A 24,815-nucleotide genomic window follows, 5' to 3' on the forward strand; every position below is an offset into this window, starting at 1 on the left:
CGCTGACGCATGCTCCGCGCGGCCTCGCCACCGCGCCCGGAGCGGGCGCAGCCGGTATAATTCGGCGGTTTCGCTTCATTCGGATCGATCCGGGGCAGGTATGGTTTCAGAAGCAGGTTCGCGCCGGATCACGGCCGGGGAGGGTCGAGGGCCGACGGCGACAGGAGCCCCCATTCGCGCCCGGACAGCGCTTGCAATGCTCGGCGCCGCCGCACTCGCGGCGGGCTTGTCCGGCCATGCCGGCGCCGACGAAAAGCCGTTGTGGGAGCTCGGCGCCGGCGTCGGTATGCTGCATTTTCCCGCGTATCGCGGCTCCGACGAGAGCCGCCAGTGGATTCTGCCGGTGCCCTACGTGATCTACCGCGGCGACTTCCTGAAAGCGGATCGCAAAGGCATCCGCGGCACTTTCTTCGACAGCGAACGCGCCGAACTCAGTTTCAGCCTCGCGGCGTCCCCGCCGGCCAGCAGCGACGACGTCGATGCGCGCGACGGGATGCCGGATCTCGAGCCGACCGTCGAGATCGGCCCATCGCTCGACGTCGAGCTTTGGAAGTCGCGCGACGAGCGGAACCGCCTCGGCGTGCGCCTGCCGCTGCGGGTCGGCGTCACGCTCGAGAGCAGCCCGCGCTCGACCGGCTGGCAATTCACGCCGCAGCTCAATTACGACTGGCGCAATCCGGCCGATCTCGAAGGCTGGACGCTCGGGCTCGTCGCCGGGCCGATCTTCGGCGACCGGCGCCAGCATCGCTATTTCTACGAAGTCGACCCGCGCTTCGCGACGCCGCAGCGCCGCGCATACGAAGCGCATGGCGGCTACGCCGGCACGCAGTTTCTCGCGGCGCTGTGGAAGCGTTATCCGTCGTGGTGGGTCGGCGGCTTCGTGCGTTACGACAACCTCGCCGGCGCGACCTTCGTCGACAGTCCGCTCGTGAAGACGCGGCACTACTTCGCCGCCGGTCTCGCCGTGACCTGGCTGATCGGCGAATCCTCGCAGCGTGTCGAGACCCACGATGTCGAATAAGCGCCCGGGGCGCCTCCGCACCCTGTACGAATACCTGCTGCTGTACGCCGGCCTCGGCTACCTCGGCGCGATGTGTCTCGCCTGGACGCCGTTCGCGATCGTGCTGCATCCGCTGCTGCCGGCCGCGCGCGGGCGCCGGCTGGGCCGTCTCGTAATCTCGACGGCGTTTCGCAGTTACACCCGCTTCCTCACCCGCATCGGCGCGTGCCGCTTCGATCTCGACGCGCTCGATGCGCTGCGCGCGGAGGGGCCGCTGATCCTCGCGCCGAACCATCCCTGCCTGCTCGACGCGGTGATGGTGATCTCGCGGCTGCCGAACGTCGCGTGCATCATGAAGGCCGGCCTGATGGACAACGTCTTTCTCGGCGCCGGCGCGCGGCTGGCCCGTTACATCCGCAACGATTCGCCGCTGCGGATGGTGATGAGCGCGAACGCCGACCTTGCTGCGGGCAGCCACCTGCTGATCTTTCCCGAAGGCACGCGCACGGTGCAGCCACCGGTCAACCCGATGATGAGCAGCGTCGGCCTGATCGCGCGGCGCGCGAAGGTGCCGGTGCAGACGATCTTCATCGAGACGCGCTCGCCCTATCTGTGCAAGGGCTGGCCGCTGTTCCGCAAGCCCGAAATGCCCGTGACCTATCGCGTGCGGCTCGGCAGGCGCTTCGACCCGCCGCGCGACGTCCACGGCTTCATGCGCGAACTCGAAAGCTATTTCGCGCGCGAACTCGCCGACGCGGACCTTCCCGACCTGCCGGTGCTGGCCGCCGAGGCACCGTCGTCCGCGACCGCATAAACGAAGCGCCGATCCGATGAATACGGCCTATCCGGCAACGACCCACCTGCTGCTGATCCCGAGCTATAACCCGGGGCCCAAGGTGTACCAGACGGTGCACGAGGCACGCCAGCAGTGGATGCCGGTGTGGGTCGTCGTCGACGGCAGCACCGACGGCACGGCCGAAGGATTGCGGACGCTCGCCGAGAGCGACCCGGGCCTGCGCGTGATCGTGCTGCCGCAGAACGTCGGCAAGGGCGCCGCCGTGCTGCACGGCATCGAGCTCGCCGCCGCCGAAGGATTCACGCATGTGCTGACGATGGATTCGGACGGACAGCATCCCGCCGACCTGATCCCGCAATTCATGGCCGCTTCGGTCGCGCGGCCCGAAGCGATGGTGCTCGGCCTGCCGGTTTTCGACGCCAGCGCGCCGGCGCTGCGCGTGCGCGGACGCAAACTGTCGAACTGGTGGGCGAACCTCGAGACGCTGTGGATGGGCATCGGCGACTCGCTGTTCGGCTTCCGGGTGTACCCGATCCTGCCGCTGATCCGCGTGATGCGCGGCCAGCGCTGGATGCGCCGCTTCGACTTCGACCCGGAGGCCGTCGTCCGCATGGGCTGGCAGGGCGTGCCGCCGGTGAATATTCCGGCGCCGGTGCGGTACTTCCGCGCCGACGAAGGCGGGGTGTCGCATTTCAACTACGCACGCGACAACCTGCTGCTGACATGGATGCACACGCGGCTTTTCTTCGGCTTCCTCGCGCGGCTGCCGCTGCTCGCCGCGCGCCGGTTCGTCAGATCATCCCGCCGTTGATCGAGATGACCTGGCCGCTGATGTAGGCGGCCTGCTCCGACGCGAGAAAACCGACGAGGTCGGCGACTTCCTCGGGGCGCCCGGCGCGCTTCATCGGCACGATTCGCGCGACCGCGGCCGCATCGAACACGTCGGCGCTCATCGTCGTGTCGATGATGCCCGGCGCGACGACATTCACGGTGATCCCGCGGCTCGCGAGCTCCTGCGACAGCGACTTGCTCGCCGAATGCAGCGCGCCCTTCGCGGCGGCGTAGTTCGCCTGGCCGCGGTTGCCGGTGATCGCCGCGACCGAGGAAATCGTGATGATGCGGCCCCAGCGCGTGCGCATCATCGGCATCGTCAGCGGCTGCGTGACGTTGAAGAAGCCGTTCAGCGATACGTCGATGACGCGCTGCCACTGCTCCGGCCGCATGCCGGGGAACACGGCGTCGTCATGGATGCCGGCGTTGTTCACGAGGATCTGGATCGGCGCGTCGGCCAGCAGGGTCTCGAGCGCGGCGGTCGTCGCCGCAGCGTCGGTGACATCGAACGCGAGCGCGGCCGCGCTGCCGCCGGCCGCCCGGATTTCTTCGGCAAGCGTCGCCGCGTGTTCGAGCTTGCGATTCGCGTGGATGATCACGTGGCATCCGTCGGCAGCGAGGCGGCGACAGATCGCGGCGCCGATGCCGCCGCTGCCGCCGGTGACGAGGGCGTGTTTCAAGGCTGGCTCCCGGACATCGCGTCGATGCGCGCATCGGCATCGAGAACCACCGCGGCGCGTCCGGAGACGAGCGGGTTGCCGGCGGCCTCGACGGTGAAGGTGTAAAGAATGCTGTGATCGTCGCCGGTGACGCGCTCCGCGCGCACGTCGAGGTCGTCGGCGATCGTGTCGAGACGGGCGACATGAAGCGTCACGCCGCGCACGCTCGCGAGAAAACCGACGCACGGCGCGCCGGTTGCAGACGCGAGCAGCGCGCCGTGCAGCGCCATCGCTTGCGCGGCGTATTCGATCCCGCTCGTCGTCGGCAGACCCGATGGCTCGCGCAGCGGATTGTCCGCGTCGCGGTGGCTCGTCGCGCAGCAATGAATCGCCCCTTCGTCCCACGCCAGCGCCCGGTCGAGCAGGCACATTCGCCCCTGATGCGGAATGCGTGCCGCGATCGCGTCGCGATCCAGCGTTTCGGGCCGTCCGTTCATGCGCGGAAATCGACTTCGAGTCGGGCGTGGTCGAGGTAGTCGAGCACGACGCGGCCCGTTTCGCGGCGCGCGATCGCGCCGAGCAGCGGCAGGCTGCGTGCGGCCGGAATCGAGCGGCGCAGCGCATCGAGTGCGGGATCGGGCATCGCGTCGGCAGCGGCGTCGGTCAGCGACGCCGAGATCCGACCCAAAGCCGTCGGCTCCGGCTCCGGTGTCAGCAGCAGCGCCGCGCCGAACGCGTCCGGCACCGGGCGTGTGGCGAACAGCGGCTCGGGGTAATCGGCGTCGTACGCGATCAGCAGACAGGGGATGCGGTCGACGGCGACCTGGGCGAGCGCTTCGAGGAGGCCGGCGCCGAAGCTGCCGTCGTACGCGCACAGCACCGCGGATGGCGCGGTCGCGCCGGTGGCGATGCTCCAGTACCCGGCCGCCGCGTTGTGCACCGAGTTGTGGAAGCGGGTCGGGGAGATCTGGCGGTCGTCGGACGCGAGCGTCTCGCACAGGTGATGGCAGTTGTAGCCGTCACCGCCGGAGGATGCGAACACCGTCGCGAGGTCCGCGGCATTCGCGTTCGCCGCGGCAACGGCTTCGAGGCCGACGCTCAATGCGAGCTTGACGACGCGAACCGAACGGCGGCGCTCGGCCGCGGGGAGCAGTTCGGGCGCGACCAGGACCGTCTTTTCGCGCGACCACGGTGCTTGGTCGGCGAGGATCGCCGCGGCGGCAGGCCAGTTCGGCAGACCCGGGCCGAGAATGCCGATGCCGCTGACGAACGCGGACAGAGAGGGGCGGGAAGCGCTCATTTCACGCTGCCGAGAATCAGGCTGCAGTTCGTGCCGCCGAAGCCGAACGAGTTGCTCAATACGCTGCGCACCGGCGCGGACCGCGTCGCGAGGAGGTAATCGAGCCCGGGTTCGGGTGCGCGCGTGTTCGCGCCGGCCGGCAGAAAGCCGCCGCGCAGCGCGAGCGCCGCGACGACCGCTTCGACCCCACCGGCCGCGCCGAGCGTGTGGCCGGTCGCGCCCTTCGTCGAGCTGCACGGCGTCGCCGCGCCGAACAGCGCGGTGACGGCTTTCGTCTCGGCCGCGTCGTTGCTCGGCGTCGCGGTGCCATGAAGATTGACGTAGTCGATGTCGTCCGCGGCGAGGCCGGCGGCCGCGAGGGCGGCTTCCATCGCGCGGCGGGCGCCGAGCCCCTCGGGGTGCGGCGACGACATGTGGTAGGCGTCGCTCGATTCGCCGACGCCGAGCAGCAGGACGGCGTCGTCGTCGATGTCCCTCGCGTCGTCCGGCACGCGTTCGAGCAGCGCGAACGCCGCGGCTTCGCCGATCGAGATGCCGTCGCGCTCGCGATCGAACGGGCGGCAGGCCCGCGCAGAGGTCAGCTCGAGCGAGTTGAAGCCGTACAGCGTCGTCAGGCACAGCGAGTCGACACCGCCGACGACCGCGGCGTCGATCAGGCCGGCGGCGATCATGCGGCCGGCGGACGCGAACACTTTCGCGCTCGACGAGCAGGCCGACGACACCGCTACCGCGGGTCCCCCGAGCGAGAAGAACGCGCGGACGAATTCGGCGACCGAATACGGATTATGGGTTTGCGCGTAGTGGAAATCGGCCGAGAGCGCCCCGGTGACGGGGTCGCGCCGGCGGTACGCGAGTTCGGTTTCGAGAATGCCGGCCGTGCTCGTGCCGAGGAAGACGCCGACCCGCTGCGGGCCGAAGCGTTCGACCGCATCGCGCACGGCGGCGCCGAAGCCGTCTTGCTCCAGCCCGAGCAGCGCGAGGCGGTTGTTGCGGCAATCGAAGGCCGAGAGCGCCGGCGGCAGCACGACGTCGTCGACGCCCTCGACTTCACCGATCCAGGTGTCGAGTTCGACGGTCTCGAAATCGCACGGCTTCAGCCCGGAACGGCCTGCAAGCAGCGCGTCGCGCAGCGGTTCCCGCCCCCGGCCGAGGCAGGTCGTGGCGGTGTAGCGGGAGATCAACAGCGGAGTCACGGAGCCTCGGAACTGCATGAAAGGGCGGCATTTTAGCAAAGGGCGGACGCGGGTCGGCCGCCGAGATGCAACCGTTCGGGGCGCCCGTCACGGAGGCCGTTCACCGGCGCGGGCAGGTCATCCCGCGTCGGAAGGGCGAGTCGGCGAGCTTTCGGGACGCTCGCGGTGCCTCCGCTACGCCGGCAACTGCGCGACGAGCATCACATTTGCAAACGGTTTCCCGTGGCTCATCGGCACTGCGCGCACCGAGAATCCGAGCCGTTCGAGAAGCCCGGTCCAGTCGCGCAGCGAGCGGCAACACATCGTCGGCAGGCGGAGTCCGCGCGAGAACGCGACGCACAGGTCAATCGCGTTGCCGGTGCGAAAGCGCCAGCCGCCGTTCGCGTCGCCGACGCGCGTGATCAAGCGCCCGCCGCGCGGCAGCGCGTCGCGCACGCGCCGCAGCACGTCTTCCTGCTCGTCGTACCCGAGGTAATGCAGCACGTCCAGGATCGTGACGGCGTCGACCTGGCCGAAATCGACTTCACGAATGTCGCCGCGGACGATCTCGACTTCGGGATGAGCGTCACCGAGCGCCTGGTGCGCGCGCTCGACGTCGCGCGGCATCAGCTCGACGCCGCGCAAGTGCGCAATGCGCGGTGCCGCTGCCCAGTCGTGCGGCCAATGCCCGGCGTCATACAGCTTGCGCGCCGCGAGCAGCCACGACGCGAACGCGGCCTGACCGCAGCCGAGGTCGAGGAGGCGCGCGTCCGACGGAATCAGCCCGTGCTGCAACACGTGGCGAAAGATCGGGTCGCCGCCGAGCTTGCCGCGAGCGCAGTGGTAGGCAAAGCGCCCAGCCCGACGGTAGGCGACCGTCGCGCGGTCGAGGAGGGCCGGGACGAAGGAGTCGGTCACGAGCGGGCTGCGTCGAGAGTGATTGGCGTCAGTGCGGCGTCTTTGATCGACGCGAGCAGCAGCGGCAATGCGTCGAGGATGACCGGCCTGCCGTGCGGCGAGCGTGCGGCGTTGCCGTCGTGCAGCAGCAGGATGTCGCCGGCGGCGAGATTCTTCCGCAGCGCGCGGACGACCGCTGCGGCGTCGCCGTTGCGCGTGTCGTAGCCGCGCCGCGTCCACGCGGCAAGCTGCAGGTCGAGGCGCGCGAGCACGGGTTCGAGGAAGGGATTGCGCAGGCCGGCCGGAGCGCGGAAGAAGCGCGGCGTGACGCCGCAGACCTGCGCGAGCGTCGATTGGGCGGCGCGAATCTCGCGTTTGAGTCCGCGCGGGCCGCGCAGCGAGAAGGTGTGAAGGTGATGCTCGCTGTGGTTCTCGATGCCGTGACCGCGCGCGACGATCTCGCGGGCGATTTCCGGATGGCGGCGGACGCGCTCTCCGATCACGAAGAAGGTCGCGCGGACGCCCTCTGCGTCGAGGACATCGAGCACTCGCGGCGTGACTTCCGGGTCGGGCCCGTCGTCGATCGTCAGCGCGACCTCGCCGCGCGCGGCGGCGGCCGGCGGAAGCCGCGTCCAGTTCGGGCCGAGGAGCCGGCTGCGCGGCAAGAGGCCGGCGGCCGTGAGCGCGGCGTGGTTCGCGGCGAGCGCGCCGGCAGCCCACGGCCACGCTTCCGGCCTCAGCAGCAGGCCGGCCGCGGCCGCGGCGTGCAGCACGGCGGAGACGCGGATCAGCGGAGTCGGCTTCCAGCGGCGCGGCATGGCGTCACTGCCGGGGCGTGGGCAGGTGGGCCGTGCTCCGCGATTCGGCGCGCCGATTCGCCCGTCCTCCGGCGAGGATCGCCGAGAACAGCAGCGCGAGCACCGCGCCGGGGCCGACCGTCCCGCCGATCGCCTGCAGCACCGGGACTGACGAAAACGCGAGCACGCCGAAGCCGACGACGGTCGTCAGGTTCGCGAACAGCATCGATGCGAGCGTGCGCGGCGACGGCCTCGCGAACGCGTCGGCGCTGTCGAAGAACAGCGCGTAATTCGAGCCGACCGCGACGATCAGCAGCAAACCGACGAGATGCAGGATCGTCAGCGCGACGCCGGCGAGCACGAGGCCCGCGACGACGACGATCACCGCGGCGACGAGCGGTGCGAGCACGCGCAGCACGCGACGCGTCGAGCGCAGCGCGAAGCCGAGCAGCACGACGACGGCCGCGACGCCGGCGAGTGCGAGCAGCACCGCCTCGTGCAGATAGTCCGCGTACAGGCGGTCCGATTCGCCCTTCATGTCGATCAGGAGCGCCTGTCCCGGTGCGAGCGGCCCGAGCGCGGCGCGCACCTTCTCGATGTCGAGTTCGCCGCCGTGCGCCCCGTCCGTCGGTGCGCGCAGCGGCAGCAGCGCGGTCCAGCGATCGTGCTGTTCGATGAGCAGCGAGTCGACGGCGAGCGCGAAGCTCGTGCCGTCGAGGTCGGCGCGCGTCAGCAGCGACGCAGCGCGCGCAGTCGCGATGTCGGCGACGAAAGGCGCGAGCCGCTGCGCTTGCAGCGGCAGGCCGGCCGTCGCCGTACCGAGACGGTCGGCGAGCGCGCCGGGTTCGGGCAGGCTCGCGCGCCGCGCCTGCTGCACCGCTTGCGGCGGAAGAAAGCGCGCCGGGCTTTCGAAACCGCCGATCGCGCCGTCCGCGACGAGCGGCTGCAGGCGTTGTCCGACCGCGTCGGCCGCTTTCAGTGCTGTCTCGGCGTCCGCGCCGGTGACGACGACCATGTAGCGGACGTCGGGTGCGCCGAGGTCGGCGCGCAGCGCGGCGTCGAGCGCCTGCTCCTCGGCCGGCACCGGACTGAGCGCCGCGAGTTCGTGGTTCCAGACGCCGTCGCGATGCAGCGGGATCACGACCACCGCGGCGAGTGCAAGCGCGAGCACCACCCAGCGCAGCCGGCCGGCGGCGTCGATGAGCAACTGGAGGCGCTCGCCGAGCGGGCTCACATCGCGGATGCGGAAGCCCGGCGGCACGAGGTGGGGCAGCATGAAGCGCGTCGTGGTGGCGGCGACGACGAGGCCCGCAATCGAGTACAGCCCGAGCTGCGCGAGGCCGGGAAAGCCCGAGAACATCAACGCCGCGAAGCCGCCGATCGACGTCAGCACGCCGAGCCGGATCGTCCGCCACAGCGCCGTACCGGTCTTGCCGCGCGGGTCCCCGGCGTCGTCGGCGTGCCCGGACTGCACGAACAGGTAGATCGCGTAGTCGACCGCTTCGCCGATCAGCGTCGTGCCGAAGCCGAGCGTGACGCCATGCACGACGCCGTGACCGAGGCTGACCGCGACGATGCCGGCGAGCGCGCCGGACACGACCGGCAACAAGCCCAGCACCAGCGCGGTCGCCGACCGATAGACGAAGAGCAGCAGCGTGACGATCAGCGCGGTCGAGACGAGCGCGAGGCGCAGGACCTCGCTTTCGATCGCGGCGCGCGACGCGACCGCGAACTTGCCGGGGCCCGAAACCAGCAGGCGCATGTCGGCGGCAGAAGCCGGGGCGGCGGCGAGCGCGTCCGCGAAAGCCTGTTCGATCTTCGCGATCGCGTCCTGCTGACGATCGAGATCCGAGCCGGCCGCCGCCGTCTGCGCGAGCAGCAGCGCGCGCTGACCGTCGTGCGACGCCCAGGTTCCGTCGAAGCTCGCCGGACGCCTGCCCGCGTCGAGCGCTTCGAGCAGTCGCACGGTTTCTCCGGTCGGGTCGCGCGGCAGCAGGGATTTCGTCAGCAAGCCGAGCGGGGACGCGAGCAGGTCGATCGATTCGGAGATCCCGCCGTGCAGGCCTTCGACCGTGAAGTGTTCGGGTGTGACCGCGGGACTCAGCAGGTAGCGGTTGTCGAACAGCAGCTTCTGGTCGCGCTCGCGATGGACCGGCTCGCCGTTCTCGATGACCCCGAATGCCGGGTCCGCCCGCAGGCTGCGGGCGAGGGCGCGCGACAGGTCGGCGCGTGCTTTCGCGTCACCGCCTTCGATGCCGATCAGCAAGAGCCGCGACACCATTCCGTCCTTCAGTTGATCGACGAGGACCTGCTGTTCGGCGGTTGGCGTGCGCGGCAGGAAGGCGGAGAGATCGCTGGTGAAGCGGGTCTGGCTGATCACCGCGACGCATGCGGCGACGAACGCGAGCCACGCGAGCAGCGCGATTGAAAAACGCCGCTTCATCGCGCGGTCGTCGCGACGATCCGCATCACCGAACGGTCGCCGTCGGCCTGCAGGATCTCGATTTCGCCGAGCTGCGCGCCGCTCCCGGTGATCGTGATGCGCACGACGATTTCAGCCATCGCCGGGTCGCGCGGCAGGAGCGTCAGCTTCCATTGCTCGGCCGTGCCGCCCAGCGTCAGCGCATAGGTGCGTTCGAGCGCGGCGCGGTCGCCGGCGAGTGTCGCGCGGATGCTGTCGACGAAGGCGGCGACTTCCCGGTAATCGGAGAGCTTGACGACGTGCCGGCGCTCACCGCGGGTGACCGTCAGCGTGTCGCCTTCGAGCACGAGCGACTCCGGGCGCGGTTTCAGCGTGATCTTCTCGAGGCGGTCCGGCGCGCGAAAACGCAGCTCCCCCGACGACTCGACGGGCGCGTCGAGCACTGCGAGGTACTTGCGCTCGGTGAAAGTCGCCCGGCCCTCGGTCTGTTTGCCGAGCAGAGCCATCAGGCGCTCGACGTTCCAGGCGTCGGCCGCGAGCGTCGGAACGGCGTGAAGCAGTCCGGGCATCGCGAGCACGGACAGGAGCAGCAGTCGGAAAAATCCGCCTCGGATCAAAGGGAACCCCGCAGGAACGATCAGGCGTCGCCGCTTTTCGCGGGCTGCCAGAAGTCAAAGAAATTGAACCAGTTGTACGGCGCGCTGCGGCCGTACTCGGCGAGCCGCGCGGCGTAACGTTCGATCGCATCGCGTTGCGCGGCCGCCCGCGTTTCGCGCGTGACCGCCGAGAAATCGGCGAGCCGCTCGAAATGGATGTCGTAGTGGTTGCCGCCCCGGTACAGGCCGACCATCAGGATCACCGGCCGTTTGAGCATTGCCGTGATGCGCCACGGACCGGCCGGAAAGTCGGCCGGCCCGCCGAGAAAATCCACCCGCTGCAGGCCGTCGTGCGCGAGGCTGCGGTCGCCGAGCATGCCGACAAGCGCGCCGTCTTCGAGGCGTTCCTTCACTTGCAGCATCGAATCGAGGCGGCCGAGCGGGATGATGTCGTGGCGCGCCGCGGGATTGATCGCGGCAAGGGCGTCGTTGATCTTGCGCGCGTTTTCCTCGTACATGACCATCGCGACGCGCAGGCCCGGCTGCTGGCGTCCGACCGCGCGCACGACCTCGAAGCTGCCCATGTGCGCGCCCATCAGGAACACTCCTTCGCCGCGCGCGACGATGTCGGTCACGAGCTCGGCTCCGTGGACGCGGATGTCGAAGAGGTCGAAACGCTCGTTGATCAGGTAGACGCGGTCGTGGATCGTCGACGCGAAGCTGTGGAAATGCCGGAAGACCTCCGCCACGCCGGGCTTGTGGCCGAGTGCGCGCGTGAGCCACGAACGCGACGCGCACCGCGCCGACGGCGAGAAGAGCAGGAAGTACGCGGTGACCAGCCACAGCACGACCCGCCCGACCCGGCGTCCGAGCCGCAGCGAAATCCACGTCATCACCCGCAGCGTCGCGTAGTTGCTGCGCTCCGGGCGCCGCGCCCATTCGGCCTCGACCGCGGCTCGGCCAGCGTCGCGCTGCGACGCCGACGGCGAGGAAGCGTCGGTCATGTCGAGGCTGTCCGCAGCGAGCCCGTCGCGACCGTCGCCGTGCCGTCGAGAATGTCGAAACGCCACGGTCCGCGCGGTTCGCCGGCAAGCCGGATCGACAGCTTCGCCCCGGGGCCGACGGGGCGCAGGAACTTCGCCGACGCGATTTCGCACTTCGGCAACGGACCGCCGAGCGCTTCCCCGAGCGTGTCGACCGCCCAGCCGAGCAGCACGACGCCGGGCAGGATCGGCCGGCCCGGGAAATGCCCGGCGAACGCCGGGTGGTCGGCGGCGACGGCGACTGCGCGCGCGTGGATCATTCGTCCGTTTCGCTGCGGCGCTGCAGTTCTTCGAGCGCGCTGCGTGTGAGCTTGCCGGTCGCGTTGCGCGGCAGCGCGTCGACGAGCACCAGCGGCCGCGGCAGGAACAGCGGGTCGATGCGCTCGCGCAAGGCCTGCAGCAAGGCCGTGCGATCGAGCCCGGGCGCGACGACGACCGCCGACAGTCGTGCGACGCCGTCCGCCGGCTCGTCGTCCGGCATGAAGAAGCTGCCGTCCTGCACGCCGGGAATCGCGTTCAGCTGGTGGTTCAGGTAGCCGAGCGAGCTGCGCTTTCCGGCGATGTTCACGAGGTCGGCGGAGCGCCCGTGCAGCAGGAAGCGGCCGTCGGCGGTCGGCTCGATGACGTCGCCGAGCGCGATCCGTTGCTCGACGTGGCCACCGTGCGCCCAGATTCGCCCGTCCTCGAGCGTCAGGTGCACGTCGCGGAAGAGCTGCCACTCGGCGGTCTGCGCGGTGCGCCGCGTCGCCGTCTGGCCGGTTTCGGTGCAACCGTAGATTTCGACGAGCGGACATTGCAGCCGCGATTCGACTTCGACCGCGAGGTTGCCGGACAGCGGTGCGGTCGCCGACACGACCAGATCGGCGCGGGGCAGCGGCAGGTCGGCGGCGAGCAGCGTGCGCAGGTGGAACGGCGTCGACACCAGCACGCGCGGGTGCGGCACCACGTCGAGCGCGGCTGCGATGTCCGCCGGATAGAACGGGCGCCCGGCCCAAAACGAGCCGCCGCTGAGCAGCGCAAGCAGCACCGTCGACTCGAAGCCGTACATGTGCTGCGGCGGAACGGTCCCGACGAGCGCATGCGGACGGTCGATCGACAGGCCGAGGCGGTCCGCCTCCGCGGCGATATTGCGCACGAGCGCGCCCCAGGTCTTGCCGTGCGGCAATGGCGTACCGGTCGAGCCCGACGTGAAGACCCACGCAACGAGACGATCCGGGGCGACCCGCGGGATGTCGCCGTCGTGCACCGCCGTTGGAAGCGCCGGGTAATGGAACTGCGGCAGGTCGATGTCGTACGGCAGGGTGTCGGTCAGGCAGAACGCATCGGGTGCGAACGCGACGAGTTGGCGGACCGTTTCGGGCGTATGCGTCGAGGGCAGCAGGTTCACCTTGCCCGCGAGCAGGCCGGCGACGAGCCCGACGGTGAATCGGTAGCGGTCGGCGCAGACGTTGAGCAGGTGGCGGCCCGGGGGCATCAGCTCGGCGACGCGCAGCACGTCCGCGAGGAAGTGCGCGACGGAGATGCGCTGGCCTTCGCGCCAGGCGAGGGCGGCGTCGAGCGACGCGTGGGCGAGCAGCGGAAGCGCCGCGGACACCGATGCCGTCATCGTTCGGCGGCCGAAAACGCTGCGGACGCGCGGGCCGCGTCGCCGGACGATTGCCGGTAGGCGCGCACCGCGTCGAGGATCGAGCCGCGGTCTTCGCGAGACAGCACGCGGCAGCGCACCACGTATTCGGCGGCGAACATCGTCGTGACGAGCGGAATCGTCAGCAGATTCGCGAACGTCGACCACGCGGCGAGCGGACCGAATGCGAACAGCGCGGCCGACGCGACAGCGGTCACGCCGAAGTACAGCGTCCACGCGACCGTGACCTGCCGCGTGTAGCGGGCGAGGGCTGCGCTGACCCGGCCGTGGGTGATCTCGGCAATGCGGGTGCACATCGGCACGTGCCCGTCGCCGAGCGTGCGGCCGAAGGCGATGCACAGCAGCGCGTTGGTGCCGGCATGCTGGACGAAATACATCCAGCCGACGTTGTGCGCGAGGATCGGCCACACGAGTGCGAGCGCCGCGGCGGCGACCGCGAGCAGCGCGAGGAGCAGGGCGCGGCGGGGCGAGCGCCACGCGAACCCGCCCGCGATGAGCGCGAACGGTGCGAGGCCGAGCAGGGCGCCCCAGGACGACGCGTCGACGAGCGCGGTCGTGTAATGCGCCGCGGCGGCCCACGCGACGACGAGCATGACGACCGCGAGACCGCGTGCCGCGCGCGCGAAATGCGGCTTCATTGCGTGCGGTTGGCGCCGATGTACTCGGTGAGGCTGCGCAGCGAGCCGAAGATGCGGACGTTGTCCTCGTTGTCCGCCCGCAACTGGAAGCCGTAGCGTTTCGATACCACGAGCGCGACTTCGAGGATGTCGATCGAATCGAGGCCGAGACCCTCGCCGAACAGCGAATCGTCGGCCGGAATCGAAGCCGGTTCGAGCTCGAGGTTCAGCGCCTCGACGATCAGGGCAGCGACTTCCAGCCGCAGGGCGTCGAGGTTGCCCGGAGCCGGGGAGGCAGCAGTGTCTTTCATGAATGCCGTGGTGAATGAGGTTTTTGATCGGGCCGCGCTGCGTTCGCCGGCGCGCCACGGACGGGACTTTCCGTCGCCCTCGGACCGCTGCGCGGCTTTCGTCCGGATATCGGCTCGCCGCGGCGGTGAGCCCGGCATTCTAGCGAAAAGACGTCTGCACGGGCAGGAGGGACAGATCACGGCGGACGCGAAAAAGCGCGCCGCGTGCCGGGTCAGCCGCAGACCGCGGCCAGCACGTGCTGCCGCTCGATCTTCGCGCGCTCGAGCACCGCGACCATCTCGGACCGCTCCGCGCCGATCGTCGACGTGTCGAGCAGCGCCGGTCGGCGCTGTATGCCGCGCAGCGTTTCGAACGGATTCGGAGTGTCGGCGGCCAGCGATGCGATGAAGACGAGGTCGGCGAGCGTCGCCGGAGGCCAGGCGCCGCCGTACGGGTTGTCGTAGTCGAACGCGTCGAGAATGATGTCGGGGAGCTCGAAGACTTCCAGAACCGTTCGGGCGACCGGCTCGCTCCACGTCGATATGAATTCGGCGAAGCGGTCGAGGTTGCTCTCGAGCGCCGGGTAATCGGCGGCGCGCGCGACGAGGAAAAACTGGCCGATGTCGATCATCATGCCGCTGAACATCGCGGTGTCCGGATTGACGACTTTCAGCTGCCGCGCGAGCGCGTAGGCCCACGCGGCGACATCGACCGAATGCATCCACAGGCCCGACGCGATCAGGCGCAGGTTCCGCGAACGATGGTCGGCGGCGAGCTGCTCGGCTGCGACCGCGAACGCGAGGCAACGCAGCGCCGACAGCCCGATCCGTCCGACCGCGTCCTGCACGTTCGTCGTCGGCGCGCCATAGGGATTCAGCGCGACCGCGTTGGCCATGCGGACGACTTTCGCTGCGAGGACGGGCTCGGCCTTGACGACGTTCGCGATCTCGTCGAGCGTCGAGGCCGAACTGTCGGCGAGGCGCTTGATCCGCAACGATACGTCGAGCGACGTCGGGAAGCTGAGCTGGCCCTTGTCGAGTTCCTGCTCGATGCGTTCGCCGAATGTGCGAACCTGAGCTTCGAAGTCGTGCATGTCTGTCCCCGCTGGATCCGTCTTGAAGGAGTTTAGCGCTGCCCGAAGCGCCGGAGGACGCATGGCTCCCCCCGGTCGATCAGTCGTTGTGCGCCAGGATGGCCTTGCCGTTTTCGAGCTTCTCGATCTGCGCCAGCGTCGCGACCGGCACGCCGAGCTGTTCCATCAATTCGTGGCCCTTCTTGAAGCGCTTCTCGACGATGAAGCCCGCTCCGAGCACTTCCGCGCCCGCTTCGCGCGCCATTTCGACCAGCGCGTGCGCGGTGCGGCCGTTCGACAGGAAGTCGTCGATGACGACGACGCGGCTTCCCTGCGGGATGTAGCGCTGCGACAGGACGAGCTTCGTGTCGCCGCCCTTCGTCGGCGACGGAATGATGCGCGACAGCGCGGGCGATTCGACCTGCGGCGCGTATTTCTTCGCGAACACCAGCGGCACGTTGAGGGCCTGCGCGACCGCGAGTCCCGGCGCGATGCCGCTCGCCTCGGCGGTCAGGATCAGCGTCGGCTGGTACGCGGACAGGCGGCGCGCCAGTTCGCGGCCGAGTTCGGCGATGAAGGCCGGTTCGATGCGGTGATTGAGGAAGTGATCGATCTTCAGGATCTGGTCGCCGATGATCGTCGCTTCGGTTTCGATGCGGTGGACGAGCGGAGGAAAAGCGGCGTTGAGTTCGGAAGGCGTGTTGTACATGAGGGTCCGTAGACGAATCGGCCCCCTCGACGGGGGCGGTGGCGCGCATTCTAGCCCAGCGGAAACCGGCGATGTGACGGCAATACGGCGTCTTCGCGCGGTCGGCGCGCCGGTCCGGGTTCGCGACCTTGCGCTGCCGTGGACAGCGCGAGTTCAGCCGGTGCGGGCCGGGACGACCGGCTCGGGGTGGCCGTCGAGCGCTTCGATCAGCGGCGCGAGATGAGGCAACGGATCGGCCTCCGCCTCCGCCTTCGCTTCGGCGCGCAAGTGCAGGTTGCGGGCGAGGTTGCGCATCCGCCAGTCGACTTCCTTGACGATCAGGCAGACTTCCGCGACCAGTTCGGGCTCGAACGCGTCCTTTCCGAGCGCGCCCGCTTCGATCGCACCCGTCGCCCGCAGCGACTTGTTGAGGTTCTGCAACTGCGCCAGCGCGAAGGCGGAAGCCTGGCGGACGACCGGATCGGGTGCCGCCTGAAGTGAGCGGGCGCGCTCGGTCGCGACCTGCAGCTGAGCGCAGGTGGCGGCGATCCTGTCGAAACAGCCGCAGTCATCCTGTCCGTCGAAGTGGTCGTCGTTCTTGCGCAGCGCCTGCGTCACCACGGCGACCGCATCCCGGTCGAATTCTTCGGGGACGATGCGCAGCGCCAGCGCTGCCCGCAGCGGCGCGCCGCAATCGCCGCGCGTGAGGATCGCACTGACCGAATCCGCGACCGCTAGCCAGCCGCCGAGCCGATGGTGCTTGCTCCGTTCGAGCTGGTTCGGATACCCGCTGCCGTCGAAGCGCTCGTGGTGATGCGCGACGCACAGGCCGACCGCGGCCGGAAGGGTCGTCAGTTCCTGGATCAGCAACTGGCCGACGCGCGGATGGCTCGCGACGTGCTTCCATTCGTGCGGCTGCAGGCGCCGGTCGCCTTGCAGGTAGTCGGGATTGATGTACATCTCGCCCAGGTCATGCAGCAGCGCGGCCATCAGCAGGTGCTGCGCGTCGAGCTCGCCGGCGTCGAGCCGGGACGCGATTCCCGCGCAGACGAGCATCGTCGACAGCGAATGGTGGTAGCTGCGGCTGCCGTTCGCGTGCGCGGTCGTCAGCAGCAGGCGCAGCGGCTGGGGTAGGGGCGTGTTGCGGAGGCCGATCAGCAGGCCGAGCGCGTCGCGATCGACGAGGCGGCCGAACAGCGGGTTCTGTTCGAGATGGGTCCGGCACGCGTCGATGATGTCCGGGAACCCAACCGCGCCTTCGACGGCGAGCGTTGCCTCGAGCGGCTTCGCGAGCTTGCGTCGCAGCAGCTTCTCCTGAAGGTCGGCAGGGACGGGCTTGCCCTTCGCCCACAACTTCGTGCCGCGCTCGTCGAAAATGTCCTCGGCCGCTTCGACCGTACGGGTTTCGGCGAGACGGACGATACTGTTCAGGCAGTGCTGGTTGACTGAATTGAATAGCATGATGAGCGGCTGGAGGATTCTCTCTGGCGGACCGTCGTGTGCATCGCACTCGCCGCCCCGTCTCGAACTGCCGGCGCCCGCCCGATCGGGCGAATCGCGCACCGTTGGAGCGAGTCCGCGTGATGCTATCACCGTTGCACGAGCCTACCCGTGCTCCCCGTCACGCCGGCGGCGCCCCTTATGGCATGCAAAGCGGATGGTCGTCCCCGCCCGTCGTGTTCCCATACGTCATCGCCGGGCGGCGGGAGGGCAATGCCGCTGTCGTGGGTCGAGCGTGCCCGGACTTCCGCAGATGTTGCGACGTTTTATCGCGATCGCTGGCGGATCATCTTTCCACTTATAATTCGCGCCACTTTTTCCAAGGGAGAGGGAATTATGGGTTTCGACCTCGTGAAGGCCGGCAAGGACGTGCCGAACGACATCAACGTCATCATCGAGATCCCGGCGCAGGCCGATCCGATCAAGTTCGAAGTGGACAAGGACAGCGGCGCGGTTTTCGTCGATCGCTTCATGGGCACGTCGATGCGCTACCCGATCAACTACGGCTACGTGCCGCACACGATCGCCGGCGACGGTGACCCGGTCGACGTGCTGGTCGTGACCCCGTTCCCGCTGCTGCCCGGCGTCGTGATCCGCTGCCGTCCGGTCGGCGTGCTGAAGATGGAAGACGAGTCGGGCATCGACGCGAAGGTCGTCGCCGTGCCGGTCTCGAAGCTCACCCCGATGTACGACAAGGTCCAGACGATCGACGACCTGCCGGAGCTGCTGATGAAGCAGACCGTGCACTTCTTCGAGCACTACAAGGACCTCGAGCCGGGCAAGTGGGTCAAGGTGACCGGCTGGGGCACCGTCGACGACGCGAAGCAGGAAATCCTCGACGGCTTGAAGGCCGCCGCGAAGTAAGTTCGCGATCCCGCAATGACGACAACGGCCCGCCACGTGCGGGCCGTTGTCGTTTCAGCTGTCCGGCGACGCGGTGCGGAACGGCGAGCGGTCGGCAAGTTCGTCGAGGTAGAAGTCCATTCCGGCCCGCTCGCGCGCGAGAAAATGATCCACCGCGTCGCGGAAGCGCGGGTCGCGGATCCAGTGCGCCGAATGCGTGACGACCGGCTGCAGCCCGCGGGCGAGCTTGTGCTCGCCTTGCGCGCCGCCCTCGAAACGCGCGAGCCCGCTGGCGATGCAGTAGTCGATCGCCTGGTAGTAGCAGAGCTCGAAGTGCAGAAACGGAAGATGCTCGACCGCCCCCCAGTAGCGACCGTATAGCGCACTGCGATCGCAGAGAAAGAACGCGCCCGCGACCGGAGAGCCGTCGCGTACTGCCAGCAGCAGGCGGACGCCGTCCGGCGCCCGCCGTGCGAGCTCGACGAAGAACGCGAGATTGAGATACGGCGTCGAGCGGTGCAGCGCGTAGGTCGAGGCATAGCAGCGGTGGAAGAAGGCCCAGTCGGCCCCGGTTGCCGTCGTGCCGTCGAGCCACCGATACGTGAGGCCATGCGCCGCGGCGCGGCGCCGCTCCTGGCGAATCTTCTTGCGCTTGTCGTGGGTCAGGCTCGCGAGGAAGCCGTCGAAGTCGCGATAGCCCGCGTTCAGCCAGTGGAACTGCACGCCCTGGCGGACCAGGAGCCCCGCGTCCCGCATCCATCCGGTTTCGGTGTCGTTCGGAAAAAGCACGTGCAGCGACGACAGCCCGCTCTCCTCGGCCATCGCGACGACAGCGGAGAGCAAGGCCTGCCGCGCCGCCGCGTCGCGGCCGAGCACGCGCGCGCCGGGAATCGGCGTGAAGGGGACGGCCGCGAGCCATTTCGGATAGTAGGCGAGGCCGTGGCGTGCATAGGCTTCGGCCCAGGCCCAGTCGAAAACATATTCGCCGTACGAGTGGCTCTTTTCATAGAGCGGCATCGCGGCGACGAGCGCGCCGGCGTTGCGGAGTGTCGCGTGGCACGGCTCCCAGCCGGTCTCCGGGCCGACGCAGCCGGCCGCTTCGAGCGCCGCGAGATACGCATGGGACAGCGGCGCCTGGCCGGAGCCGAGCGCGTCCCATTCGACGGCATCGATCGAGGACAGGTCGCCGACCAGGCGAAGTTGGTAAGAACTCATCGGCAATCCGGAAAGTGGGCGAATGAACCCCCATTTTCCGCGGTTCGCGGTTGTAGGTCAGCCTGGTGCGTCACTTTGCCGCTGCGTCGATCGTCATCTGCCCAAATTTTGGGCAGGGCTGCATCTCCCTTGCGGGGAGGCCATGTGCGCGCCTTGCTCACGTCTTATCCACAGCTTTTCCCACGGCCAATGTGGGTGAATCGCGCGAACGGCCGCTCCGCTGCGGTCCCGCGCCAAGCGGTATAGTTGCGCCCATGGACAAATCGCTCGCTATCGCCGTCGCCCAGCTGAATTTCACCGTGGGCGACCTCACCGCCAATGCGGACCGGATCATCCGCGCCCTCGACCAGGCGCGCTCGGCCGGCGCCGACCTGCTGCTGACGCCCGAGCTCGCGCTTTCGGGCTATCCGCCCGAAGACCTGCTGCTGCGGCCGGATTTCTACCGCGCCTGCGCGCGTGAAGTCTCGCGCATTGCCGCGCACACGCAGGGGATCACGCTCGTGCTCGGTCACCCCGAGGAGCGGCGCGACTGGCGTTACAACGCCGCATCGGTGATTCGCGACGGGGAAGTCGTCGCGACTTATCACAAGCATCTTCTACCGAACTACGAGGTGTTCGACGAGGAGCGGTATTTCGACCACGGCCTCGCGGCCTGCGTGTTCGAGCTCAACGGCGTGAAGCTCGGCGTGAATATCTGCGCGGACCTGTGGGAGTCCGGCCCGGCCGAGCTCGCGCGTGCGGACGGCGCGCAGCTGCTGCTCGGCCTGAACGCGTCGCCGTATCACATGAACAAGCTCGAGCGCCGCTACGAAGTCCTGCGCGGCCGCGTCGCCGATACCAGGCTCCCGGTCGTCTATTGCAACATGGTCGGCGGGCAGGACGAGCTGGTTTTCGACGGCGCGTCGTTCGCGCTGAATGCCGACGGCACGATCGCTTACCAATCCGCCGCCTTCGAGGAGCGCGTCGACATCGTGCGTTTCCGCGACGGCCGCTGGGAGCCGGCCGAAATCGTCGAAGCGCGGCCGATCGAGGAGGAGGTCTATGAAGCGCTGAAGACGGGCGTGCGCGACTACGTCGGCAAGAACGGCTTCCCGGGCGCGATCATCGGGCTTTCGGGCGGTATCGATTCCGCGCTGACGCTGTGCATTGCCGTCGATGCGTTGGGCGCGGAGCGGGTCCGGGCGGTGATGATGCCGTCGCCGTACACCGCGCAGATGAGCCTCGACGATTCGCGGGCGCTCGTCGAGAACCTCGGCATCCGCTACGACGAGATTCCGATCGAACCGGCGATGGCGACCTTCGCGGACCTGCTCGCGCCGCAATTCGCCGGCCTGCCGGCGGACACGACCGAGGAGAACCTGCAAAGCCGCATCCGCGGCATGATCCTGATGGCGCTGTCGAACAAGACCGGCGCGATCGTGCTGACGACCGGCAACAAGAGCGAGATGGCGACCGGTTACGCGACACTGTACGGCGACATGGCCGGTGGTTTCGCGGTGCTGAAGGACCTCTATAAGACCTTCGTGTTCCGGCTGTCGCGCTGGCGCAATACCGTCAGCCCGGTGATGCCGGAGAACATCATCACGCGACCGCCGTCGGCCGAGCTGAAGCCCGACCAGACGGACCAGGATTCGCTGCCGCCGTACGACGTGCTCGACGCGATCATCGAAGCGTACATGGAGCGCGACGAGTCGCCGCGGCAGATCATCGCCCGCGGTTTCCCCGAGGCGGAAGTCCGCCGCACCGTGGCGATGCTGAAGCGCAACGAATACAAGCGCCGCCAGTCTCCGGTCGGCATTCGCGTGACGAAGCGCGGGTTCGGCCGCGATTGGCGTTATCCGATAACATCCCGCTATCAGGATGAATACTGAACGGCGCGATACGTTGCCGCGTTCCACGAGGAGAATTCCATGAAGAAGATCGAAGCCGTCATCAAGCCGTTCAAGCTCGACGAGGTGCGCGAGGCGCTGTCCGAGGTCGGGATCGCCGGCCTCACCGTGATCGAGGTCAAGGGCTTCGGCCGCCAGAAGGGGCATACGGAGTTGTACCGCGGGGCCGAGTACGTCGTCGATTTTCTGCCGAAGATCAAGGTCGAGATCGTCATCGGCGACGACCTCGTCGATCAGGCCGTCGAGGCGATCATCAAGGCGGCGCGCACCGGCAAGATTGGCGACGGCAAGATCTTCGTCAGCGCGGTCGAGCAGGTCGTGCGCATCCGCACCGGCGAGACCGACGAAGCTGCGATCTGATTTTTTGGGCGCCGCGCGTGGGCGCGGCGCTCGCCCCTCGCCGGACGCGCCGGCTTCGTCAATCCCGCGTCGGATTTCCGGCGCGCAGCAGCACCAGCAGCGCGCCCGAGCCGCCTTCGTACGGACCGGCCTGACAGAACGCGAGGATTTCCTCCCGCTGCGCGAGCCACCCTCGCGACAGCTGTTTCAGGATCGACAGTTTGCCGGGCGAACCCAGTCCCTTGCCGTGGATCACCCTGACGCAGCGCTTGCCCTGCTGCAGGCTCGCGGAAAGGAACTGTGCGAGCGCCTCGCGCGCTTCCTCGCGGTTGTAGCCGTGCAGGTCGACTTCGCCCTGCAGGACCCATCGGCCGCGCCGCAGGTCGGTCAGCACGCGGCGGGGCAGTCCGGGGCGCAGGAAGATCGCCTCGTCCCCCATCTCGAGCCGGTCTTCGAGGCTCATCGGCGCTTCCAGCGACTCGCGCAACGCGGCCTGCTCGTCTTCACGGTGTTGAACCGGCTCGGGGCGCGGCGCAGGAGGGTCCAGCTCGGCGCGATTGCGCGTGTCGACCGGCTGCGCCCCGCGCGCCGCGTGCCGGAAAAGCTCGGCCGGGTCCGCGAGGTCCGCGTCGGGCGGTAGCAGCAGCTTCCCGGCTTCGTCCTCGCCGGTTTCCAGTCTGTCGCGCAAGTGCAGCGGATAGGCGGAGCGGGGGGCGAGCGGGACCTCCGCGCGGTCGTTGCGTTTCAGCGGCGTCACGTCGCCGATCGCGAAGCGGAAGAGTGCGCGGTCGTCCTGCGGCTCGCGCTTGACCGGGCGCACCTCCCTGGATTCGTCCTCGGGTTCGGCCGCGCGGGGCCGCGGGATCGGTTCCGGCTTCGGTGTGGCGAGCTCGGCGCGGCGCTTCGCGTCCGGCAGCGGCATCACGTCGCGGACTTCGTTGCGGAACAGCGCCGGCTCGTTGCCGGGCAACGCGGCGAGGCCGGAGGTTTTCGTCGCGCGATCGTCCGCCCCGCCCGCTGTCGGCGAACGAACCGATGCCGATCTGGGGGGCGTCGTTGCCGGTTTCGCACCCGTTTCCCGTCGCGCTTGCTTCAGCTCGCCGCGCAGCGCCGCAAGCTCGCCGAGCGCGTTCAACCGACGTTCCGGCCGGCCCGCCGTTTTCTCCTTTGCAGGGCGGGGCGGCCGGGTCATTTCGTCCTCAGCCGCCCAGCGCGTCGAGGTAACGCTCGGCGTCGAGCGCCGCCATGCAGCCGGTTCCGGCCGAGGTCACCGCCTGGCGGTAGATATGGTCCTGGACGTCGCCGGCGGCGAAGACGCCGGGCACGCTCGTCGCCGTCGCCTCGCCTTCGCGGCCGCCCTTCGTGATGATGTAGCCGCCTTCCATTTCGAGCTGGCCTTCGAAGATGTCGGTGTTGGGTTTGTGGCCGATCGCGATGAACACGCCCTGCAGCGTGACGTCGCGCGTCGCGCCGGTGTTCGCATCCTTGACCCGCATCCCGGTCACGCCGCTGTTGTCGCCGAGCACTTCGTCGAGCGTCGAATTGAGCGCGAGTTCGATCTTTCCGGCCGCGACCTTTTCCATCATCTTGTCGATGAGGATCTTTTCGGCGCGGAATTTTTCGCGGCGGTGCACGACCGTGACCTTCTTCGCGATGTTCGCGAGATACAGCGCTTCCTCGACGGCGGTGTTGCCGCCGCCCACCACGGCGACGTCCTGGTTCTTGTAGAAGAATCCGTCGCACGTCGCGCAGGCCGACACGCCGCGGCCGGAGAATTTCTCTTCGGACGGGAGGCCAAGATATTTGGCCGTCGCGCCGGTCGCGATGATCAGGGCGTCGCAGGTGTATTCGCCGGCGTCACCGATCAGCCGCATCGGCTTTTCGCCGAGCTTCACCGTGTGGATGTGATCGAAGATCATCTCGGTGTTGAAGCGCTCGGCGTGCTTCTGGAAGCGGGCCATCAGATCGGGACCCATCACGCCTTCGGCGTCGGCGGGCCAGTTGTCGACATCGGTCGTGGTCATCAGCTGACCACCCTGCGCCAGACCGGTGATCAGGACCGGGCTCAGGTTCGCGCGCGCGGCATACACCGCGGCGGTGTAGCCGGCGGGACCGGAACCGAGAATGAGCAGGCGGGCGTGCTTCGTCGTCATGGCTTGGTCTTCTATCTGGTTGGCGATTGGCGAATTATAGCCGAGCGGCATCCGGCTCCGGCCCAATGGTGGCGATAGCGTGAAACAATCGAAAATGCTCCCGCCTCGAATCCGGTACGATCCTCGTTGCACGTACACGCAAGCCGCACCTGACGCGCCAGGGTCGCGCAATCGTCGTGCCGACGCCCACCCGGGGCGGTCGCGGGAGATATTCGTCTATACTTCGTGCGGTTATTCGTCGACAAAATTTCCGACTTCTGGATCGACGTCGGCCTGCCGCCCCGGAGATGAGATGACGCAGTCCAATGCCGTTTCGACAACTGCCTTGAGGACCTTTCCGCTTTTCCACGGTCTGTCCGACGACACGCTCGCGGCGGTCGCGCGTTCGGCGATGATGCGCCGCGTCCCGCGCGGCCAGAGCGTGATGCACGCGGGCGAGCGGACCGATTATGTGTATTTCGTGCTGACCGGCAGCCTCAAGGTCGTCGTCAGCGACGAGGATGGGCGCGAAGTCATCCTGAGCATCCTCGGTCAGGGCGAACTCTTCGGCGAGATGGGCATGTTCGGCGAGCAGCCGCGGTCGGCGTCGGTGATCGCGGTGATGCCGTCCGACCTCGTGATGATCGCGAAGCAGGACTTCCGCACGATCATGCACGACAACTTCGAAGTCGCGTGGCGGATCATGTGCAATCTCGCGGACCGGCTGCGCAATGCCGACCGCAAGATCGAGAGCCTCGCGCTGATGGACGTCTACGGGCGCGTCGCGCGCCTGCTGCTCGAAATGTCGGAGGACGTGCAAGGCGAGACCGTCGTCGTGCGCAAGATCACGAAGCAGGACATCGCGAAGATGATCGGCGCGTCGCGCGAGATGGTCAGCCGGGTGATGAAGGATCTCGGGGCGCAGGGCCTGATCGAGGAGACCGCGCGCGGCATCGTGCTGCGCGAGCGCCTGCAGGAACTTTGAGCGCGGGCGGCATCTGCTGCCGCGTTCGCCCGAGGGACCGACGCTCGGGCAATAGTCGCCGCGGCCGGACCGGCCGTCACTTATAA

Annotated in this window: 26 protein-coding genes; 7 read left to right on the plus strand and 19 right to left on the minus strand. The window is 68.7% G+C overall.

Annotated elements, in window-relative coordinates; all coding sequences use genetic code 11:
- Positions 1-196: 196 nt before the first annotated feature.
- Genes ROZ37_RS05230 through ROZ37_RS05240 form a run of 3 tightly spaced genes read left to right on the plus strand, consistent with a single transcriptional unit; the run spans position 197 to position 2,607 of the window.
- Positions 197-1,021: a MipA/OmpV family protein gene (locus ROZ37_RS05230; protein WP_312658044.1), complete on the plus strand. Its 825-nt coding sequence runs from the start codon at positions 197-199 to the stop codon at positions 1,019-1,021.
- A complete protein-coding gene (locus ROZ37_RS05235; protein ID WP_312658047.1) occupies positions 1,011-1,814 on the plus strand; it encodes a lysophospholipid acyltransferase family protein in 804 nt (267 codons plus the stop codon). The genes ROZ37_RS05230 and ROZ37_RS05235 overlap by 11 nt, the downstream gene beginning before the upstream one ends.
- 16 nt (positions 1,815-1,830) lie before the next feature.
- Positions 1,831-2,607 carry a glycosyltransferase family 2 protein gene (locus ROZ37_RS05240; RefSeq protein ID WP_312658049.1) on the plus strand — a complete coding sequence of 259 codons (777 nt, stop codon included), beginning with the start codon at positions 1,831-1,833 and terminating at the stop codon, positions 2,605-2,607.
- Here ROZ37_RS05240 and fabG read toward each other — a convergent pair.
- The 16 genes from fabG to ROZ37_RS05320 all read right to left on the minus strand — a co-directional run bounded on the left by fabG (position 2,588) and on the right by ROZ37_RS05320 (position 17,287).
- Entirely contained in the window at positions 2,588-3,307 is a 720-nt protein-coding gene (gene fabG / locus ROZ37_RS05245) for a 3-oxoacyl-ACP reductase FabG (RefSeq protein ID WP_312658051.1), read from the minus strand. The two genes, ROZ37_RS05240 and fabG, sit on opposite strands and share 20 nt — an antisense overlap.
- Positions 3,304-3,783: a hotdog family protein gene (locus ROZ37_RS05250; protein WP_312658053.1), complete on the minus strand. Its 480-nt coding sequence runs from the start codon at positions 3,781-3,783 to the stop codon at positions 3,304-3,306. The genes fabG and ROZ37_RS05250 overlap by 4 nt, the downstream gene beginning before the upstream one ends.
- Positions 3,780-4,586, minus strand: coding sequence for a beta-ketoacyl synthase chain length factor (locus tag ROZ37_RS05255; protein ID WP_312658056.1), 807 nt, complete (start codon positions 4,584-4,586; stop codon positions 3,780-3,782). The genes ROZ37_RS05250 and ROZ37_RS05255 overlap by 4 nt, the downstream gene beginning before the upstream one ends.
- A complete protein-coding gene (locus ROZ37_RS05260) occupies positions 4,583-5,779 on the minus strand; it encodes a beta-ketoacyl-[acyl-carrier-protein] synthase family protein (protein WP_312658057.1) in 1,197 nt (398 codons plus the stop codon). The genes ROZ37_RS05255 and ROZ37_RS05260 overlap by 4 nt, the downstream gene beginning before the upstream one ends.
- A 174-nt stretch (positions 5,780-5,953) precedes the next feature.
- Positions 5,954-6,676 (minus strand): class I SAM-dependent methyltransferase, encoded by a 723-nt coding sequence (locus ROZ37_RS05265; protein ID WP_312658058.1) that lies wholly within the window; start codon positions 6,674-6,676, stop codon positions 5,954-5,956.
- Entirely contained in the window at positions 6,673-7,473 is an 801-nt protein-coding gene (locus ROZ37_RS05270; RefSeq protein WP_312658060.1) for a polysaccharide deacetylase family protein, read from the minus strand. The genes ROZ37_RS05265 and ROZ37_RS05270 overlap by 4 nt, the downstream gene beginning before the upstream one ends.
- A gap of 4 nt (positions 7,474-7,477) precedes the next feature.
- Positions 7,478-9,895 carry an MMPL family transporter gene (locus ROZ37_RS05275; RefSeq protein ID WP_312658061.1) on the minus strand — a complete coding sequence of 806 codons (2,418 nt, stop codon included), beginning with the start codon at positions 9,893-9,895 and terminating at the stop codon, positions 7,478-7,480.
- Positions 9,892-10,443 (minus strand): LolA-related protein, encoded by a 552-nt coding sequence (locus ROZ37_RS05280; RefSeq protein WP_312658063.1) that lies wholly within the window; start codon positions 10,441-10,443, stop codon positions 9,892-9,894. The genes ROZ37_RS05275 and ROZ37_RS05280 overlap by 4 nt, the downstream gene beginning before the upstream one ends.
- A gap of 68 nt (positions 10,444-10,511) precedes the next feature.
- Positions 10,512-11,474 carry an acyl-CoA synthetase gene (locus ROZ37_RS05285; RefSeq protein ID WP_312658064.1) on the minus strand — a complete coding sequence of 321 codons (963 nt, stop codon included), beginning with the start codon at positions 11,472-11,474 and terminating at the stop codon, positions 10,512-10,514.
- Positions 11,471-11,773 (minus strand): 3-hydroxylacyl-ACP dehydratase, encoded by a 303-nt coding sequence (locus ROZ37_RS05290; protein WP_312658065.1) that lies wholly within the window; start codon positions 11,771-11,773, stop codon positions 11,471-11,473. The genes ROZ37_RS05285 and ROZ37_RS05290 overlap by 4 nt, the downstream gene beginning before the upstream one ends.
- Positions 11,770-13,119 carry an AMP-binding protein gene (locus ROZ37_RS05295; protein WP_312658066.1) on the minus strand — a complete coding sequence of 450 codons (1,350 nt, stop codon included), beginning with the start codon at positions 13,117-13,119 and terminating at the stop codon, positions 11,770-11,772. Before ROZ37_RS05295 ends, ROZ37_RS05290 begins: the two co-directional genes overlap by 4 nt.
- On the minus strand, positions 13,116-13,796 hold the full coding sequence (locus tag ROZ37_RS05300; RefSeq protein WP_312658068.1) for a hypothetical protein: 681 nt from the start codon (positions 13,794-13,796) through the stop codon (positions 13,116-13,118). The genes ROZ37_RS05295 and ROZ37_RS05300 overlap by 4 nt, the downstream gene beginning before the upstream one ends.
- The gene (locus ROZ37_RS05305; RefSeq protein WP_312658070.1) at positions 13,793-14,086 is read right to left on the minus strand and encodes a phosphopantetheine-binding protein; all 294 of its coding nucleotides are present in this window, start codon (positions 14,084-14,086) and stop codon (positions 13,793-13,795) included. The genes ROZ37_RS05300 and ROZ37_RS05305 overlap by 4 nt, the downstream gene beginning before the upstream one ends.
- A gap of 212 nt (positions 14,087-14,298) precedes the next feature.
- On the minus strand, positions 14,299-15,159 hold the full coding sequence (locus ROZ37_RS05310) for an HDOD domain-containing protein (RefSeq protein ID WP_312658072.1): 861 nt from the start codon (positions 15,157-15,159) through the stop codon (positions 14,299-14,301).
- A 79-nt stretch (positions 15,160-15,238) separates the two neighbouring features.
- Positions 15,239-15,847 (minus strand): xanthine phosphoribosyltransferase, encoded by a 609-nt coding sequence (locus tag ROZ37_RS05315; protein ID WP_312658073.1) that lies wholly within the window; start codon positions 15,845-15,847, stop codon positions 15,239-15,241.
- Positions 15,848-16,000: 153 nt separating this feature from the next.
- A complete protein-coding gene (locus ROZ37_RS05320; protein WP_312658074.1) occupies positions 16,001-17,287 on the minus strand; it encodes an HD domain-containing protein in 1,287 nt (428 codons plus the stop codon).
- 375 nt (positions 17,288-17,662) lie between these two features.
- Between ROZ37_RS05320 and ppa the strand changes: the two genes are divergently transcribed.
- Complete coding sequence (gene ppa / locus ROZ37_RS05325) at positions 17,663-18,190, plus strand: inorganic diphosphatase (RefSeq protein ID WP_312658075.1); 528 nt, start codon at positions 17,663-17,665, stop codon at positions 18,188-18,190.
- 54 nt (positions 18,191-18,244) lie between these two features.
- Here the strand turns inward: ppa and ROZ37_RS05330 are convergent, their stop codons facing one another.
- Positions 18,245-19,384 carry a GNAT family N-acetyltransferase gene (locus tag ROZ37_RS05330; RefSeq protein ID WP_312658076.1) on the minus strand — a complete coding sequence of 380 codons (1,140 nt, stop codon included), beginning with the start codon at positions 19,382-19,384 and terminating at the stop codon, positions 18,245-18,247.
- 254 nt (positions 19,385-19,638) lie between these two features.
- On the opposite strand from ROZ37_RS05330, the gene ROZ37_RS05335 reads away from it, so the two are divergent.
- Complete coding sequence (locus tag ROZ37_RS05335) at positions 19,639-21,255, plus strand: NAD+ synthase (protein WP_312658077.1); 1,617 nt, start codon at positions 19,639-19,641, stop codon at positions 21,253-21,255.
- Between the two features lie 39 nt (positions 21,256-21,294).
- Complete coding sequence (locus tag ROZ37_RS05340) at positions 21,295-21,633, plus strand: P-II family nitrogen regulator (RefSeq protein ID WP_312658078.1); 339 nt, start codon at positions 21,295-21,297, stop codon at positions 21,631-21,633.
- 58 nt (positions 21,634-21,691) lie between these two features.
- Here ROZ37_RS05340 and ROZ37_RS05345 read toward each other — a convergent pair whose 3' ends face one another.
- Positions 21,692-22,747 carry a Smr/MutS family protein gene (locus tag ROZ37_RS05345; RefSeq protein ID WP_312658079.1) on the minus strand — a complete coding sequence of 352 codons (1,056 nt, stop codon included), beginning with the start codon at positions 22,745-22,747 and terminating at the stop codon, positions 21,692-21,694.
- Between the two features lie 64 nt (positions 22,748-22,811).
- Complete coding sequence (gene trxB, locus ROZ37_RS05350; protein ID WP_312658080.1) at positions 22,812-23,765, minus strand: thioredoxin-disulfide reductase; 954 nt, start codon at positions 23,763-23,765, stop codon at positions 22,812-22,814.
- 292 nt (positions 23,766-24,057) lie between these two features.
- On the opposite strand from trxB, the gene ROZ37_RS05355 reads away from it, so the two are divergent.
- Positions 24,058-24,729: a cyclic nucleotide-binding domain-containing protein gene (locus ROZ37_RS05355; protein WP_312658081.1), complete on the plus strand. Its 672-nt coding sequence runs from the start codon at positions 24,058-24,060 to the stop codon at positions 24,727-24,729.
- The last annotated feature ends 86 nt before the right edge of the window (positions 24,730-24,815 follow it).

It is taken from the genome of Aromatoleum sp. (assembly GCF_032027225.1).
In the GTDB taxonomy this organism is placed as follows: Bacteria; Pseudomonadota; Gammaproteobacteria; order Burkholderiales; family Rhodocyclaceae; genus Aromatoleum.

What these genes read in the sequence shown, in the direction of transcription:
- ppa (WP_312658075.1), top strand. Translation starts at nt 17,663, where the DNA reads ATGGGTTTCGACCTCGTGAAGGCCGGCAAGGACGTGCCGAACGACATC.
- ROZ37_RS05340 (WP_312658078.1), top strand. Translation starts at nt 21,295, where the DNA reads ATGAAGAAGATCGAAGCCGTCATCAAGCCGTTCAAGCTCGACGAGGTG.
- ROZ37_RS05230 (WP_312658044.1), top strand. Translation starts at nt 197, where the DNA reads ATGCTCGGCGCCGCCGCACTCGCGGCGGGCTTGTCCGGCCATGCCGGC.
- ROZ37_RS05310 (WP_312658072.1), bottom strand. Translation starts at nt 15,159, where the DNA reads ATGCACGACTTCGAAGCTCAGGTTCGCACATTCGGCGAACGCATCGAG.
- ROZ37_RS05275 (WP_312658061.1), bottom strand. Translation starts at nt 9,895, where the DNA reads ATGAAGCGGCGTTTTTCAATCGCGCTGCTCGCGTGGCTCGCGTTCGTC.
- ROZ37_RS05285 (WP_312658064.1), bottom strand. Translation starts at nt 11,474, where the DNA reads ATGACCGACGCTTCCTCGCCGTCGGCGTCGCAGCGCGACGCTGGCCGA.
- ROZ37_RS05240 (WP_312658049.1), top strand. Translation starts at nt 1,831, where the DNA reads ATGAATACGGCCTATCCGGCAACGACCCACCTGCTGCTGATCCCGAGC.
- ROZ37_RS05335 (WP_312658077.1), top strand. Translation starts at nt 19,639, where the DNA reads ATGGACAAATCGCTCGCTATCGCCGTCGCCCAGCTGAATTTCACCGTG.
- ROZ37_RS05330 (WP_312658076.1), bottom strand. Translation starts at nt 19,384, where the DNA reads ATGAGTTCTTACCAACTTCGCCTGGTCGGCGACCTGTCCTCGATCGAT.
- ROZ37_RS05255 (WP_312658056.1), bottom strand. Translation starts at nt 4,586, where the DNA reads ATGAGCGCTTCCCGCCCCTCTCTGTCCGCGTTCGTCAGCGGCATCGGC.
- ROZ37_RS05300 (WP_312658068.1), bottom strand. Translation starts at nt 13,796, where the DNA reads ATGAAGCCGCATTTCGCGCGCGCGGCACGCGGTCTCGCGGTCGTCATG.
- ROZ37_RS05290 (WP_312658065.1), bottom strand. Translation starts at nt 11,773, where the DNA reads ATGATCCACGCGCGCGCAGTCGCCGTCGCCGCCGACCACCCGGCGTTC.
- ROZ37_RS05315 (WP_312658073.1), bottom strand. Translation starts at nt 15,847, where the DNA reads ATGTACAACACGCCTTCCGAACTCAACGCCGCTTTTCCTCCGCTCGTC.
- ROZ37_RS05355 (WP_312658081.1), top strand. Translation starts at nt 24,058, where the DNA reads ATGACGCAGTCCAATGCCGTTTCGACAACTGCCTTGAGGACCTTTCCG.
- ROZ37_RS05305 (WP_312658070.1), bottom strand. Translation starts at nt 14,086, where the DNA reads ATGAAAGACACTGCTGCCTCCCCGGCTCCGGGCAACCTCGACGCCCTG.
- ROZ37_RS05280 (WP_312658063.1), bottom strand. Translation starts at nt 10,443, where the DNA reads ATGCCCGGACTGCTTCACGCCGTTCCGACGCTCGCGGCCGACGCCTGG.
- ROZ37_RS05295 (WP_312658066.1), bottom strand. Translation starts at nt 13,119, where the DNA reads ATGACGGCATCGGTGTCCGCGGCGCTTCCGCTGCTCGCCCACGCGTCG.
- ROZ37_RS05270 (WP_312658060.1), bottom strand. Translation starts at nt 7,473, where the DNA reads ATGCCGCGCCGCTGGAAGCCGACTCCGCTGATCCGCGTCTCCGCCGTG.
- trxB (WP_312658080.1), bottom strand. Translation starts at nt 23,765, where the DNA reads ATGACGACGAAGCACGCCCGCCTGCTCATTCTCGGTTCCGGTCCCGCC.
- ROZ37_RS05235 (WP_312658047.1), top strand. Translation starts at nt 1,011, where the DNA reads ATGTCGAATAAGCGCCCGGGGCGCCTCCGCACCCTGTACGAATACCTG.
- ROZ37_RS05320 (WP_312658074.1), bottom strand. Translation starts at nt 17,287, where the DNA reads ATGCTATTCAATTCAGTCAACCAGCACTGCCTGAACAGTATCGTCCGT.
- ROZ37_RS05250 (WP_312658053.1), bottom strand. Translation starts at nt 3,783, where the DNA reads ATGAACGGACGGCCCGAAACGCTGGATCGCGACGCGATCGCGGCACGC.